This is a genomic window from Kibdelosporangium aridum (assembly GCF_900176515.1).
GTDB classification, from domain to species: Bacteria; Actinomycetota; Actinomycetes; order Mycobacteriales; family Pseudonocardiaceae; genus Kibdelosporangium; species Kibdelosporangium aridum.
On record NZ_FWXV01000007.1, the window covers coordinates 1 to 14,603 of the forward strand.

At 65.4% G+C, this 14,603-nt stretch carries 11 protein-coding genes and 1 pseudogene; 3 read left to right on the plus strand and 9 right to left on the minus strand.

The annotated features are described in order from the left end of the window. From B9C43_RS33540 to B9C43_RS33550, 3 genes and pseudogenes are all read right to left on the minus strand, one after another. A pseudogene (locus B9C43_RS33540) lies at positions 1 to 896 on the minus strand (hypothetical protein); the annotation flags it as partial. A gap of 333 nt (positions 897 to 1,229) precedes the next feature. Further along, the gene (locus tag B9C43_RS33545) at positions 1,230 to 2,651 is read right to left on the minus strand and encodes a pentapeptide repeat-containing protein (RefSeq protein WP_084430822.1); all 1,422 of its coding nucleotides are present in this window, start codon (positions 2,649 to 2,651) and stop codon (positions 1,230 to 1,232) included. A 15-nt stretch (positions 2,652 to 2,666) separates the two neighbouring features. Continuing rightward, a complete protein-coding gene (locus B9C43_RS33550) occupies positions 2,667 to 3,416 on the minus strand; it encodes an ArsR/SmtB family transcription factor (RefSeq protein WP_084430823.1) in 750 nt (249 codons plus the stop codon). Between the two features lie 78 nt (positions 3,417 to 3,494). Between B9C43_RS33550 and B9C43_RS33555 the strand changes: the two genes are divergently transcribed. Together B9C43_RS33555 and B9C43_RS33560 are read left to right on the plus strand one after the other, a co-directional pair. Next, positions 3,495 to 4,385: a hypothetical protein gene (locus tag B9C43_RS33555; protein ID WP_084430824.1), complete on the plus strand. Its 891-nt coding sequence runs from the start codon at positions 3,495 to 3,497 to the stop codon at positions 4,383 to 4,385. Beyond that, positions 4,382 to 4,738 (plus strand): GntR family transcriptional regulator, encoded by a 357-nt coding sequence (locus B9C43_RS33560; protein WP_033388081.1) that lies wholly within the window; start codon positions 4,382 to 4,384, stop codon positions 4,736 to 4,738. Before B9C43_RS33555 ends, B9C43_RS33560 begins: the two co-directional genes overlap by 4 nt. On the opposite strand, the gene B9C43_RS33565 is transcribed toward B9C43_RS33560, so the two are convergent. From B9C43_RS33565 to B9C43_RS33590, 6 genes are read right to left on the minus strand one after another with little or no spacing between them, the layout of a single operon-like run. Further along, entirely contained in the window at positions 4,719 to 6,254 is a 1,536-nt protein-coding gene (locus tag B9C43_RS33565; RefSeq protein WP_084430825.1) for an amidase, read from the minus strand. The genes B9C43_RS33560 and B9C43_RS33565 overlap by 20 nt on opposite strands. Before the next feature lie 50 nt (positions 6,255 to 6,304). Next, a complete protein-coding gene (locus tag B9C43_RS33570) occupies positions 6,305 to 7,330 on the minus strand; it encodes an ABC transporter ATP-binding protein (protein WP_084430826.1) in 1,026 nt (341 codons plus the stop codon). A 5-nt stretch (positions 7,331 to 7,335) separates the two neighbouring features. Next, positions 7,336 to 8,352, minus strand: coding sequence for an ABC transporter ATP-binding protein (locus B9C43_RS33575; protein ID WP_084430827.1), 1,017 nt, complete (start codon positions 8,350 to 8,352; stop codon positions 7,336 to 7,338). Then, on the minus strand, positions 8,349 to 9,332 hold the full coding sequence (locus tag B9C43_RS33580) for an ABC transporter permease (protein WP_033388085.1): 984 nt from the start codon (positions 9,330 to 9,332) through the stop codon (positions 8,349 to 8,351). Before B9C43_RS33580 ends, B9C43_RS33575 begins: the two co-directional genes overlap by 4 nt. A 59-nt stretch (positions 9,333 to 9,391) precedes the next feature. Further along, positions 9,392 to 11,158, minus strand: a complete 1,767-nt coding sequence (locus B9C43_RS33585; protein ID WP_084430828.1) for an ABC transporter substrate-binding protein — start codon at positions 11,156 to 11,158, stop codon at positions 9,392 to 9,394. A gap of 30 nt (positions 11,159 to 11,188) precedes the next feature. Continuing rightward, positions 11,189 to 12,199 carry an ABC transporter permease gene (locus B9C43_RS33590; protein WP_200825810.1) on the minus strand — a complete coding sequence of 337 codons (1,011 nt, stop codon included), beginning with the start codon at positions 12,197 to 12,199 and terminating at the stop codon, positions 11,189 to 11,191. Positions 12,200 to 12,446: 247 nt separating this feature from the next. Between B9C43_RS33590 and B9C43_RS33595 the strand changes: the two genes are divergently transcribed. Further along, a complete protein-coding gene (locus B9C43_RS33595; protein ID WP_084430829.1) occupies positions 12,447 to 14,426 on the plus strand; it encodes an APC family permease in 1,980 nt (659 codons plus the stop codon). The last annotated feature ends 177 nt before the right edge of the window (positions 14,427 to 14,603 follow it).

The following is a 14,603-nucleotide window of genomic DNA, read 5'->3' on the forward strand; positions in this document are numbered from 1 at the left end:
CAGCTCGTGGGCAACGCCTGCTGGTGCTGGTAGAACTTCTGCGAGTTCGCCGCCCGGATGTTCACCAACGACCCGACCGTGAGCGCGCTGATCGAGCCGCTGGACGCCAGGTGCACCACCCGGTCGCCGGTGCGGGCGGAGAACCCGGTGTCACCCGCCTTGGCCCGCAGCTTCACGCCCGCTTTCCAGTGCACGTTCACCGTGCCCTCGAAAATATCTTTACGGTTGGCCGGAGCCGAGTTGTAGTCGCTGAAGTAGCTTGAGTGCACACCCCGCGACTGCACCCGGAACAACCCACGACCAGGCCACAACCAACCACCCTTACCACTGCCATGCGTCATCCCATCTTCGTCCCAGTCCGACTTGTCCTCGGTCAACGTGTCGTACAGGGTGTTGGCATCCGGCCGAAAGACCACCTTGGTCGCGGTCATCCCGGCACCCCTGATGATCAGGTAATCCGCGTCGACGTGAATCTCCCGCGTCACCACCAGCTCACCAGCAGGCAGGGTGATCAAGCTCAGTTTGGTGTAGCTCGCCGAACTCGAACAGGAACTCCGAATAGCGTCGATGGCCGACTGCAATCCAGCCGAATCATCGGCGCCGTCGTTCGGTTTGACGTTGTACTGGCTGCTCAACTCATCCGGCGTGATCTGACACGTCTGGTTGGAGTTGACGTCACCGGAACCGGGCAGATTCATCCCGCCCCGATACCCGGCTTTTGTCCAGTCGACCAGGCCCGATACGGGCGCGCGACGGTTTCCTGCGGACAGATCCAAGCTGGTCAGGGCACCTGGACCGAGCGCTGAACTGGCAACGGGGGAAGGGAGCGCAATCACTCCGGCAGCGACCGCGGCACTGGCCGCGAGCGCAAGGAAACCACGATGTTTCCACGCCATGAAAACCTCCGGTGGCGACGGGCAGGGACGGCAGATGTGCGGCGGCACTCACACCCGAGGTGTTTCTGTTGTAGCCCACGAACAGCTATTCGTCAAACAATTGCGGTTTCCGTCCATGTACGTGAAATAGGGAAAGAAAGGGCCTTTCAGTTCACAAAAGGGTCCCGTGGATACCGGACTGGCGCAACGGATGGAAGCCCAACACGAGACGTTGTCCGGCTTGATCGAGCGCGTCGACACCCCTGCTGCCCCGCTGGCAACTCAGTGCAGACCGGTACAGGCATCCATCGCCGCGCGAAGGAGCGCCTGCATGGAGTTGCCGGGTAGCGACGATCATTCGTCACCTTGCTTCGCGGCGCCGAACAATGTCCCGTCGAACAATTCAGCCCACGAGCCTTCCCGATCCGGCAATTCCTCCACCTTCGAGCTGGTGACCCGCCAGCTCGCCGGCCACAGCCGGTGTGTCTCGCCGACGTCGACTCGCACCCGTGCTCCCCAGCATCCCAATTCGCCTTCCAGCAGAGCGTTACCCAACCACGCCTCCGCACCGAACAGCGCGCCGGAGAAGTCCACTTCCGCCCTGAGCAATGCTTTGTGGAAGATGGCGTTCCCGCGGAACTCGACCTGCCGGAAGCGGACTCCGGCCAGGAACTCGGCCTCGTGAAACAGCGCGCTGTCGTGGAACACCGCATCGTTGAATGCTGTGAACGACTCGTGCTTGGAGTCGTCGAAGATCGCCTGGTCCATGAACTGGACCGCCGCGAACACCGTGTGGCCGGCAAACCGGGTGGCACGGAACGACGCGAGCCGGCCGAACCGCGCGCCGTCACCCTTGAACGTTCCAAACTGGACGGAACCCGTGAACACCGCGCCACTGAACTGAGCAATACCAGCGAATTCGGCATAGTTGAACCGCACGTGCTGGTGGAAGTGCGCCGATCCACAGTCCACCTGGTCACGAAAGACGGCTCGCTGCAGGTCAACCGATGACGTGAAGCGGGTTCCGATCAACTTGCATTCACCCTCGAAGACGGCCTCGTCGAAGGACACCCCGCCGTCGAAGACGGCGCCGCTGATGGACGTCCTTCCCAGGAAACGCGCCTTGGCGAACGAGGCCGAGCGCAGACGGCAGCCGCTCAGGTCGAAGTCGGCCAGCTCGGCTCCGGTGAGATCCAGATCGATGTCCGGCCAGAACGTGCCGCCCGGGCGCAGGTGCGTCGCCAGGATCCGTTGCACTGTCTGGCGGACCTGCCATTCATGCTCCCGCGGCTGCGCGTCGACCATTCGCAGGTAGGCACACAGCAGGTTCACGATGCTCTGGCGCTGGCCCTCGTTGTCGTTCGCCAGCCGCTCCAGCGCGTACATGGCGGCCAGCCGCGTCTGCGCCCGATCTGAGTCAAGCTGACTGGCGGCCATCGTGTAAAGCTCGGTGACCCGCCGTTCGATCCCGTCGCGAATCGCGTGCGCCTGTTCGCGATCCTTCTGCTCGAGTTCGAGATCCTTTTGTTTGAGGGCGATCTCGGTGGTCCGCTGCCTGCGGGCGGCCAGCCACAACGCGACCGCGCCACCAGAGCCGATGACGATCGTTCCGGCCGTCTTGATCGCCTCAAGACTGTTCCTCGGATCGCCGCCGCTGTAGGCCAAGATCAGCAACACCGCCGCGGAAACGCCCACGACCAGGACGATTACCAGAATCCAGCCGATCGTCCTGGTCTCCAGCACCCGATAGACAGGGCGGTCACCGTCTTTCGCCATACCGCCATTCTGGCGTCACGACGCCTTCCATGGCGGCAACGACATCGGCTTGCCGGTCTCCAGGAACGACTTCATGTTCGACAACACCGCGGCCCAGCCGCCTGCCGCCGCACGCAGCTCCGCCTCATCGGTGAGGTCGTCATGGGTCACCGTCAGCCGGACGATTTCGCCGTACCGCTGGATGTCGAACGTGACCTTGGACGTCACGTCCGGAGTGGACGGATCGGCCCACGTGAACACCAGACGCCTCGGCGGAGTGCTTTCCTCGATCACCCCGACGACGTCCGCGGCTGAGCCGTCCGCACGCCGGTGCTCCCATGTGGACCCGACCTGCCAGTCGGACACATTGCTGTGGCCCCAATACTGCAGGGAGAGCTCCGGGTCGGTGATAGCCTGCCACACCTTCTCCGGCGTGCTCTCGATGTAGGTCACGTACACGAAACTCGGTTTGTCGCTCATCTTGTCCTCTGCTCGTTGTTTGACGGCGCTGAGCATGCGCAGCCGCGGACGCTCGAACTTGTCGATCCACCGCTCCTGGATCTCCTGCAGCGGAACGGGATTGAGGTAGTGCAGCTTCTCCCGGCCCCGCTTGACCGTGCTGACCAGGTTCGCCGCTTCCAGCACGGCAAGATGCTGGGTCACCGACTGACGGGCCATGTTCAGCCGCTCGCACAGCTGCGCCAGCGTCTGCCCGTTCTGCTCGTGCAGCCTGTCCAGCAGGTGCCGCCGAGTCTCGTCAGCCAGCGCTTTGAACACCTTGTCCACACGCTAAGTTACGCAGGTAATTACCTGCATGTCAAGCCGTGCTACTTTGTACCAAGCCTTCAGTACAAAGGAGCGGCGATGCACGTGGACTGGACGACGGTCGCGATCTACGCGGTGGTCGGCACTGTGCTGCTGGTAGTGCTGTGGCCGACGGTCACGAGCGGGCGGCGGTTCCTCAGGCGATGGGGCGTCAAGGACCCCACCGACGAGCAAAGCCTGCTCGGCCGGAAGTACCTGCTGGACCGGCGGCTGCTCTACCCGCCACTCCTCCTCGCCACATCATTTGTCACGGACGGTGACAACAACTTCTGGCCACTGCTCGTCCTGGCGCTGCTGCTCGCCGAGATCATCGGGGCGTTCCGGCCGGTCCGCGGCCCGCGCGCGGCCAGCCTGACCCGCCGGACCTGGAGCGATCTCGTACAGCGCTGGGCGGTCGTCCTCATGCTCGCGCTCGCGGTTCTGGCGGTGGTCGTCGCGGTCTTCGGATGGATCGCGGCGGCGTGGGGCCAGCGTGTAGTGAGCAGGTATCCGGCCGGCGGCAGCTGGGTGACCGACGGCAACGTCATCACGCAGGTAGCCGACGTGCAGGCCAAAGTCTCTGATTCCAGGTGGTTGTTCGTCCTTGTCAGCGTCGTCCTCGCCACGGCCGCGGTGCTGGGGGTGGTGTGGCTGGCCGTTCGCCGCGGCGCGATCGCCGACTTGCAGGTGGACGCCGCGCTGCGGACCCGCAGTGCCCGGGTCGCGGTCGGCATCGGGATCGCTTGGATGGCATCGAGTGTCGTCGAAGCCAACTGGCTCCTCGAATCGCTGCGCGGTATCCGCTGGCCCGAGCCCGAGCCGTGGCTGCTCGCGGGCACTGGCGGCCTGACAAGGCTGACGTTGCCCATGTGGATGATCGCCGTGGGCGGGTGGATCTGGGTGGCCAACCCGGCCAACCGGATGCCATACGTCCAGTCCACCCAACGATGACCAGGATCCTGGTCGATCCGGACAACGGCGTCCCACCGTGGCGGCAAGTGCGTGATCAGCTCGTACGGCTGATCCAGTCAGGCGAACTCGCCGTGGGCACGCCACTTCCGGCGATCCGGCAGCTGGCCAACGACCTCGGCTTGTCCGCCGGTACGGTCGCGCGCGTCTACCGTGAGCTGGAAACGGCGGGCATTCTGCACACCGCTCGACGCAAAGGCACTGTGGTGGCAGCGATTCCAAGCCCGGCGGCCGACGCGTTGGATCAGGCCGCAGCGCAGTTCGTCAGCCAGGCCAAGACCCTCGGTGTGGACCTCGACCGGGCTGTCGAAGCCGTCAACCGATTGTGGGAATGAACTTCGGTGCCTGCCGGGCATCGGCGGCCCGCTCGAAAGCCGCGCCCAGCGCGAGCACCTTGGCGTCCGACCACCGGCCCGCGAAGAACGACACGCCGATCGGCAACGGTCCGGCGAATCCGGCGGGAACCGAGATGTTGGGATAGCCGGAAACCGCTGCGGGGCTGGAAGATCCCAGTACGAACGCGTCGCCGGTGGCGTAGTTGGTCTTCCACGCCGGACTGTTCGTCGGCGCCATGATCGCGTCGAGCTTGTGTGCCGCAAGGGTTTCGTCGATGGACCGGCGAGCGAGTGTCGTGGCGGTGGTCCGCTGCCTGACCACGGTCGGATCCGTGGTCGGTGGCGCGACGGCCGCCTGTTCGAAGATCTCCTGACCGAACTTCGACAACTCCACCGGATCCTGGCGGTTGAACGCGATCAGTTCGTCCAAAGTGTTCGGTCCGCCTGGCCGGGCGGCCAGATAGGCGTGCAGGTCCCGTTTGAACTCGGCGATCAGCGCCGGGAACTCGTTCTCACCGATCTCGTTCTGGTACGGCAGCTCCACATCCACCACGGTCGCGCCCTGCGCCCGCAAGGTCCGCACGGCAGCTGCCACAACACGATCAACATCGGCATCCGCACCGGCAAGCCGCCACACGCCGATCCTGGCTCCGCGCAGCGCATCCGGCTTCAGCAAGGCCGCGTAGTCCCGTGGCTGACCGGCCGGGATCGTGCCCGTGGCGGAGTCTGCGGGATCACGGCCTTGGATCACCGACAGGGTGATCGCCGAGTCGACGACGTGCCTGGTCATCGGGCCCGCGGTGTCCTGCTCGGCGGAGATCGGCACCACGCCGGACCGGCTCACCAGGCCCAGAGTCGGCTTGTGACCGACGATTCCGTTGGCACCCGACGGGCACACGATCGATCCGTCGGTCTCGGTGCCGATCGCGACCTGCGCGAGGCTGGCCGCGATCGCCGCACCCGATCCGGACGAGGACCCGCACGGATTCCGGTCGAGCACGAACGGGTTGTTCGTCTGCCCACCCACACCTGACCAGCCGGAAGTCGACCGGGTCGAGCGGAAGTTCGCCCATTCCGACAGATTGAGCTTGCCGAGGATCACCGCGCCGCCGCGATACAACTGCCTCACCAGGTGCGCGTCCGCGGCAGGCTTGGACCTCAACGCCCGGGAACCCGCGGTCGTCGGCATCGCCCGCGTGTCCACGTTGTCCTTCAACAGCACCGGAATGCCGTCGAGCGGCCCCCGCTCCCGGCCGGTGCGCCTGCGGACGTCACTCGCCGCGGCCTCCGCCAGCGCACGCTCGTTCACCGCCACGACCGAGCGGATCTTGCCGTCGACCGCCTTGATCCGGCCGAGGTAGGCCTTGGTCAGAGCGACCGAGGTGAGCCGTCCCCTGTCCATCTGACGCTGCAGTTCAGGGATGGTCGCGTTGTCCAGATCCAGCGAAGACGCCGAAGCCGGGACGGGTCCGGCGACCAACGCGGCCGTGACGAGCAGTACGAGTGGCAGGCGCATAGAAGCACCCCACTCCTGAACGCTTGATCGGGTCAACCCGACCTTCGTCGTTATTCGGGCACGACGTGACGGGGCTCCGGGAAGTGACACGCCGCCCGATGCCCTTCAGTCGCACCGCTGAGCTGCACCAACGGCGGTTCCTCGGACGCACAGACGTCCTGTGCCTTCCAGCAACGCGTCCGGAACCGGCAGCCGGACGGCGGGTTGATCGGCGATGGCACGTCACCGGTCAACCGGATCCGTTCCCGATGCCGCTCGCTGTCCGGGTCGGCGTCCGGCACCGACGACAGCAGCGCGTGCGTGTACGGGTGTTGCGGGTTTCCGTACAGGTCGGCACGATCCGCGATCTCGACGATCTTGCCGAGGTACATCACCGCGATGCGCTGCGAGAAGTGCCGCACCACCGCGAGGTCATGCGCGATGAACACGAACGCGATGTCCAGTTCCCGCTGCAACCGCTGCAGCAGGTTCACCACCTGCGCCTGAATCGAGACGTCCAGCGCCGATACCGGCTCGTCGGCCACGATCAGCCTGGGCTGCAACGCCAGCGCTCGCGCGACACCGATGCGCTGCCGTTGCCCGCCGGAGAACTCGTGCGGGTAGCGGTTGTAGTGCTCGGGGTTCAGGCCGACGGTCTCCAGCAGTTCCTGGACGCGCTTCTGGCGCCCGCCTGGCGGGTTGATCCCGTTGATCTCCATCGGCCCGGCGATGATCGATCCGACCGTGTGCCGGGGGTTCAGCGACGAGTACGGGTCCTGGAAGATCATCTGGATCTCGGACCGGATCGGCGCCAGTTGCTTGCGCGTGGCGTGCGTGATGTCCTGGCCGCCGTAGGTGATCGTTCCCGCGGTCGGTTCGAGCAACCTGGTGATCAGCCGTCCGGTGGTCGACTTGCCGCAGCCGGACTCGCCGACCAGTCCGAACGACTCGCCTTCGTGCACGGCCAGGTCGATCCCGTCGACCGCTTGCACCACACCGGCTTTCCGGCTGAACAAGCCGTTTCCCCGGACGGGGAAGTGCATCTTCAGCCCGCTCGCGGTGAGCAGTTCCTTGGCGGGTGCGACTACTTCAGTCATGGTGTTCAGCCCAGTCGTTCGAGCTCGTCGGTGCGGATGCGCTTCTTGTCCGCTGTGGACAGATGACACGCCGACGCGTGCCCCGTCTCAGGCAGCAGCGCGGGCCGCTCGGTGGTGCACCGGGCATCCGGTACCCGGTCGCGGTAGTCGCAGCGCGGGTTGAACGGGCACCCGCTCGGCGGATCGATCAGGCTCGGCGGCGTGCCGCGGACAGGCACCAGCGGCACGTCCACATCACCGCCCAGGTGCGGGATCGACGACAGCAGGCCCCAGCTGTACGGGTGCTGCGGTGTTTTCAGCACTTCGCGGACCGTCCCGCGTTCAACCGCACGGCCCGCGTACATCACGAGCACGTCGTCGGCCATCTGCGCGACCACGCCCATGTCATGGGTGATCAGGATGATCGCCGTGTCGAACTCGGACTGCAGTTCCCGCAACAGATCCAGGATCTGCGCCTGCACGGTGACGTCCAACGCGGTGGTCGGCTCGTCCGCGATCAGCAAGGCGGGGTTGCAGCACAACGCGATCGCGATCATCGCACGTTGCCGCATGCCGCCGGAGAACTCGTGTGGGTACTCCTTCGCCCGGCGTTCCGGTTGCGGGATGCCGACCTTGGACAGCATCTCCACGGCGCGGGCCCAGGCTTTCTTCTTGTTCGCCCCGGTGTGCCGCCGGTAGGTCTCGGCGATCTGCTCGCCCACCGTGTAGTACGGCGAGAGCGAGGTCAGCGGGTCCTGGAAGATCATCGAGATGCCGTTGCCGCGCAGCTTCTGCATGGCCGACTCGCTGGCCCCGACCAGTTGGCGGCCGTTGAAGAGGATCTCGCCGGTGACCGTGGTCTTCTCCGGGTTGTGCAGGCCGAGAACGGCGAGGTTCGAGACGCTCTTGCCCGAGCCGGACTCTCCGACGATGCCCAGCGTACGTCCTTTGACCAGGTCGAAGGACAACCCGTCGACGGCCTTGACCACACCGTCCTCTGTGGAGAAGTGCACCTTCAGGTCACGCACCGACAGAATGGTCATGCTGTCACCTTGATTCGCGGGTCGATGGCGGCATAGACCACGTCGACGATGATGTTGGCGACCACGACGGCCGCTGACGCCAGCATCACCACGCCCATCATCATGGGCAGGTCGGAGGCGACCACCGAGTTGACCGCCAGCTGGCCGACACCGACGAGGCTGAACGACGTCTCGGTGATGATCGCACCGGCGAACAGTCCGGCGATGTCCAGGCCGAGGATTGTCGCGATAGGACTCATCGCGCCGCGAAACGCGTGTTTGAAGTACACCTGCCCGGTGCTCAAGCCCTTCGCGCGCACAGTACGGATGAAGTCCTCGTTCAGCACGTCGACCATCGCCGAGCGAGTCAGGCGCGCGTAGTACGCCATGAAGATGAACGCCAGGCAGATCCACGGCAGGATCAACCCGCTCGCCCAGTCCAGCGGATTGTCGAAGAACGACACGTAATGCGGACGTGGCAACAGATCCGTGCTGTAGACGAAGAGGTACAGCATGAACGGTGCCAGCACGTAGATCTGCATGGACCCGGCCAGCAACGCGAAGCCCATGGCGAGCTTGTCGGCGAGTTTTCCCTTACGCAGCGCGGCAAGCATGCCAAGGCCGACACCGAGTACGAGGAACAGCACCACCGCGCCGATGGCCAGCGACAGCGTCACCGGCAGGCGGTCGGCCACGGTGTCGAAGACCGGCTGCTTGTTGACGAACGAGTAGCCGAAACACGGCGCCTCGCACATCTGGTCACCGATCATCCGGCCGGCGAAGATACCGCCGAGATAGAACAGGTACTGCTGCCAGATCGGCTGATCGAGGCCGAGACCGCGGCGGATCTCGTCCATCAGCGCGGGCGTGCAGACCTTCCCGCACGACAGTGCCGCCACCTCGTTGCCGGGCACGGCGAAGAAGAGCAGGAACGTGATGGCGCTGATCACCAGAAGGATCACGATGGCGCCGAGCACCCTGCGGACAAGGAAGACCAGCATCGAACGGGCATCTCCAGTGCGGGGGACGGACCTCGCGAAAGGCCCGTCCCCCAGCCGTGTCAGGACTTCAGGTAGAGGTTGGACAGGTTCATCACGGTGTGCCAGTCGAAGGACGCGCCACCGACGTTGGTGCCGAACTGGATCTGCCTGCGCGGGTACACGTACGGCACCGCGGGCACGCTCTCCATGATCTTGCGGTCCAGCTTGTTGAACTCGGCACCCTGCTCGGCCGGATCGGTGATCTTCATGATCCGGTCGATCTCGGCGTTCACCTCGGGGTTGTTGAAGTGGGTGTTGTTCGGCCTGCCGTCACCGATCTTGCGGCCGTCGAACAGCTCCGGGTAGACCGTGACACCGGTCGGCCAGTCCGCCGCCCACGCCGACCAGTAGAAGTCCAGGTTGTTGTCCACCTTGTCGCGGGTGTCCAGGTAGGTCTTGGCCTGCATCGGGATCTTCTCGACCTTGAAGCCCGCCTTGGTCAGCGCGTCCGCGATCGCCAGCGCTTCCTTTTCACTGGTCGGGGTCTGGTTGTAGCCCAACGAGATGGAGTAGCCGAGCTTGCCCGCGTCGGTCAGCATCTGCTTGGCCTTCTCCGGGTTGCCCTTCGGGTCGACGTCGGTCACGCCCGGCAGGTCGTACTTCTGCCAGCCCAGTGTGCTCGGCGAACCCAGCGTGGTGGCGAAGTCACCCTGGTACGGGCCGCCCTTCTGCAGCCGTGCCTGCTCCTTCGGGAACGCCGTCAGCAGCGCCTTGCGCACGTTCAGGTCGGTGACCCTGGTGGTGTTGATCGCGTACAGGTCGACCTGTGTGGTCGGCTTGTCGATGATCTGCTGCTTGAGCTTCGGGTCGTTCATCACCTGCTCGAAGCGCTCCGGAGCGACCGTCTGGTAGAGCCCGGTGGAGTTCTTGTCGTCGCCTGCCGACGCGGACAGCCGGTCGGTGATCTCCGCGGGCAGCGGGCCGAACTGGAACGTGTAGCTGTCGGCGTACTGGTGGCGGATCGAGTCGGTGTTCGGATCCCAGTTCTCGTTGCGCACCAGCTTCAGGCTCTTGTCGACCTCGTGCGAGGCGATCTTGTACGGACCCGAGGTGATCGGCGAGGAGTCCATCGCCTCCTTGGTGTCCTTGGCCTGGGGCACCGGTGCGGTGGCGCCGAGCGCCGCGGCGAACGGGAAGTCCGGGCGCGGCTGGGAGAACTTGAAGATGACGGTCTTGTCGTCGGGGGCTTCGACCTTGTCGTTGGACAGCTCACCGCCCTCGTACGGACCCGCGTAGAACTTGCTCGGGTCCTCGCTGTCGGCCAGCCAGGTCTGGATGTACTGGAAACCACGGGCGTACAGCGACGAGAACGACCGGGACACCGCGTACTTGATGTCCTTGGCGACGATCGGCGTGCCGTCGGAGTACTTGATCCCGTCCTTCAGGGTGAACTTCCAGGTCTTGCCGCCGTCGGAGGTCTCGCCCGTGTTCGTGGCGAGGTCGCCGACCAGCGTGGTCTTGTCGCCGTCGATCCGGTACATGGTCAGCCTGCGGGAGATCATCTCGAGCACGCTGTTGTCCGGCGAGGCCTGCGACACGGCCGGGTCGTAGTGCGCCAAGTCCTGGCGCCACAGGACGTTGATGTTGCCGCCCTTGCGGGCGCCGGGCACCTCCGGCGCCGGGCCCTTGGACAGCGAGCCGTCCTTGTCCATCGAGACCTTGGCGACCTGGACCTGCGCCCGGTCCGGGTCCGTCGCGGTGTTCTGACCGCCGGCACTGCACCCGGAGGCGATCAGGACGGCACTCGTGGCGACTGCCGTCGCTACGAGGATCCTCTTGCGTTTCACTGTTTCTCCCTGTGTTTACCCCGGTGACGGCTAGCGGTGCGACTTGGGGTCGAGTGCGTCCCTGACCGAATCCCCCAGCAGGTTGAAGGCGAGCACGAACACCAGCAGCGCCACACCGGGGAAGACCAGATATGTCGGCACGGTCTGGATGTACTCGGATCCGGTGTGGATCATCCGGCCCCAGTCCGGCGTCGGCTCGACCATTCCGACGCCCAAATAGGACAGTGCGGCCTCGGTGGTGACCATCGCGGGCACGTCCAGCGTGACCACGACCAGGATCGGTGTGACCAGGTTGGGCAGCAGTTCCTTGAGCACGATCCGCCGCGAACTGGCGCCGGACACCCGTGCCGCCTCGATGAACTCGCGTTCCCGCAACGAGAGGACCTGGCCGCGCAGCAACCGGGCCGACCGGGTCCAGTTGAACACCGAGAGCACGAGGATCAACGCGGTGGCCCGTAGCCAGACCGGCGCCTCCTTGCCCGGCGCGACGAACAACGCCAGCGCGACCGGCGTGAACGCGAGGAAGAACAGCGTCGACGGGATGGCCAGCAGGGTGTCGATCACCCGGCCGATGAAGTAGTCGGCCCGGCCGCCGAGGTACCCGGCGGTGATGCCGATGATCACGCCGACCGCGGTGACGATGAAGACCACGACGATGGCGATCAGCAGCGAGGTCCGGATGCCGTAGACCAGCTGCATGAAGACGTCCCTGCCGAGCTTGGGCTCAAGCCCGAGCCAGAATTCTGAATCGATTCCGCCGTTGGGTTTCATCGGAATTCCGGTATCGCTGAGCAGGCCGGGCCGCTCCAGACCGTACTGGGTATAGGGGTCTTTTCCGTAGAGCCACGAGATCAGTGGCGCGCCAAGTCCGACCAGAAAGAAGAAAAGGACAACACACCCGGAGATCACCCCGGCCTTGTCCCTGCGGAAACGGCGCCACGCCAGCTGCCCCGGCGACCGGCCGACCGGAGGTTTCCGTCCACTCGACTGGACGGATGACGCGTCTGGTGACGCCAGCTCGGCCCCGAGCAGGTCGGCCACGTGCCCCCCGATTTCGAATAAAGACGAAAGGATTTCGGCGGAAATTTACGGTCCACCGCTTCGGGGAGTCAAGTCGCCCCCTGCGCCGAAAGAAAAGCGGCCGGACAGTGCCCGGCCTGACACGCTCGGTGCCGGGCGATTGGTCCACTGTATCCAGACAAGTAGGGGTTGACCCGGATACCGCTGGTACGGCCCCGTACGGCATTCTGACGGCGCACATCCGTGGATCCACACAGGAGAACGGCACATGACCAGCGATTCCGACCTCGCAATTCCGGCAAAGGTGGCAAGTCCGGCCGCGGCCGCCCCGCCGAAGAAGCCGTTCGGACGCTGGCTGCTGGCGCACCGGGTCGGGCCAGTCGGACCGGAAAGCGGCGAGGAGCACGCGAAGCCGCAGTCGTGGTGGAAGGTCATGTGCCTGACCGGTGTCGACTACTTCTCCACACTGTCCTATTTGCCCGCGATCGCCGCACTCGCCGCTGGCGCGTTGTCGCCGTTGGCCACGCTGCTGATTGTCGCGTTGACGTTGCTGGGCATGTTGCCGATGTACCGCAGGGTGGCACGGGAGAGCCCGCACGGGCAGGGCTCTGTGGCAATGCTCGAGGACCTGCTGCCGTTCTGGCGCGGCAAGATCTTCGTCCTCGTGCTGCTGGGTTTCGTTGCCACGTCGTGGATCGTGACCATCACACTGTCCTCTGCGGACGCGACCGTGCACTTGCTTGAAAACCCGATCACGCCAGGGTTCTTGCACGGACAGGAAGTCATCGTCACCGCGGTGCTGTTGCTGATCCTCGGCGGCGTGTTCCTGCTCGGGTTCAGCGAGGCGGTCGGCGTGGCCATCCCGCTGGTCGCGATCTTCCTGGCACTCAACGCGGTGATCGTCGGCGTGGGCTTCGCGGACGTGTTGGCCAATCCCGAACTGATGTCCCGCTGGGTCGACCGGCTGACCGAGGGCGGCAGCGGGTTCTTCGACATCGCCGGACCTGCCGTGCTGGCGTTCCCGCTGCTGGTGCTCGGCCTGTCCGGGTTCGAGACCGGCGTGAGCATGATGCCGCTGGTCGCCGCGACCGGCAAAACCCCGCAAGAGCAGCTGGAATCGCGGATCCGCAACACCCGAAAACTGTTGATGTCGGCGGCGCTGATCATGTCGGTGTACCTGGTGGCGACCAGTTTCATCACCACGGTGCTGATCCCCGCCGAACTGTTCCAGCCGGGCGGTGCCGCCAACGGCCGGGCGCTGGCGTACCTCGCACACGAGCAACTCGGCGAGGTCTTCGGCACGGTCTACGACATCAGCAGCATCCTGATCCTGTGGTTCGCCGGTGCGTCGGCGATGGCGGGCCTGATCAACATCGTGCCGCGTTACCTGCCTTCGTACGGCATGGCGCCGGAATGGGGCCGCGCGGTTCGGCCAGTGGTGATGGTCTACACCGTGATCAGCATCCTGATTACGATCGCTTTCGGTGCCGACGTGAACGCACAAGCGGGCGCGTATGCCACCGGAATCCTCGCGATGATGGTCTCCGGCTCATTCGCGGTGACGATCTCAGCGCTGCGACGTAAACAACGGTGGGCGTCGGCCGGGTTCATCGTGCTGACGCTGGTTTTGTTGTACGCACTGGTTGAGAACGTCATCGAAAAGCCGGACGGTATCGCCATTTCGGCCGCGTTCATCGCCGGGATCGTGATCGTGTCGCTGATCTCCCGGGTGACCAGGACAACGGAACTGCGCGCCGACCACATCGAATTCGACGAGGCGGCCCGCCGATTCGTCACCGATTCGCTGGCCAACGACAGCGAGCTGAACATCATCGCGAACAAGAAGCAGGCCGGGGACAGCGCCGAGTACCTGGCGAAAGAACGTGAGCAGCGCGGCCTCAACCCGGTCCCTGGCGCGGCGGACGTGATTTTCCTTGAGATCGAGGTCACCGATCCCTCCGAGTTCAGCGGGGCACTGGAAGTTCGCGGCGTGGAGATCGACGGCCACCGAATCCTGCGCGTGCAGAGCACGGCCGTGCCCAACGCCATCGCCGCGATCCTGCTCGCCCTGCGCGACGCCACGGGCGTGCTGCCGCATTGCTACTTCGAGTGGTCGGAGGGCAGCCCGCTCGGCCACCTGTTCCGCTATCTGATCCTCGGCCAAGGCGACACGCCCCCGGTCGTCCGGGAGATCCTGCGTACCACCGAACCCGACCAGTCCCGCCGCCCCCGCATCCACGTCGGCTGACCCCGCGGCGTGCCCACCGGCTCCGGCACCGTGCCGGAATGGTGGGCACGCGCCGGCTCGCGGCAGCCTGCACGTAACCGGAACGCACACCTCCCGGTGCCGCAAAGTGCATCTCACCGTGCCGGAACGGTGGACACGCTGTGCCGGAACGGTGGACACGGCCGTCCTTGACGTGCA

What these genes read in the sequence shown, in the direction of transcription:
- B9C43_RS33560 (WP_033388081.1), top strand. Translation starts at nt 4,382, where the DNA reads ATGACCAGGATCCTGGTCGATCCGGACAACGGCGTCCCACCGTGGCGG.
- B9C43_RS33555 (WP_084430824.1), top strand. Translation starts at nt 3,495, where the DNA reads ATGCACGTGGACTGGACGACGGTCGCGATCTACGCGGTGGTCGGCACT.
- B9C43_RS33565 (WP_084430825.1), bottom strand. Translation starts at nt 6,254, where the DNA reads ATGCGCCTGCCACTCGTACTGCTCGTCACGGCCGCGTTGGTCGCCGGA.
- B9C43_RS33545 (WP_084430822.1), bottom strand. Translation starts at nt 2,651, where the DNA reads ATGGCGAAAGACGGTGACCGCCCTGTCTATCGGGTGCTGGAGACCAGG.
- B9C43_RS33580 (WP_033388085.1), bottom strand. Translation starts at nt 9,332, where the DNA reads ATGCTGGTCTTCCTTGTCCGCAGGGTGCTCGGCGCCATCGTGATCCTT.
- B9C43_RS33595 (WP_084430829.1), top strand. Translation starts at nt 12,447, where the DNA reads ATGACCAGCGATTCCGACCTCGCAATTCCGGCAAAGGTGGCAAGTCCG.
- B9C43_RS33570 (WP_084430826.1), bottom strand. Translation starts at nt 7,330, where the DNA reads ATGACTGAAGTAGTCGCACCCGCCAAGGAACTGCTCACCGCGAGCGGG.
- B9C43_RS33575 (WP_084430827.1), bottom strand. Translation starts at nt 8,352, where the DNA reads ATGACCATTCTGTCGGTGCGTGACCTGAAGGTGCACTTCTCCACAGAG.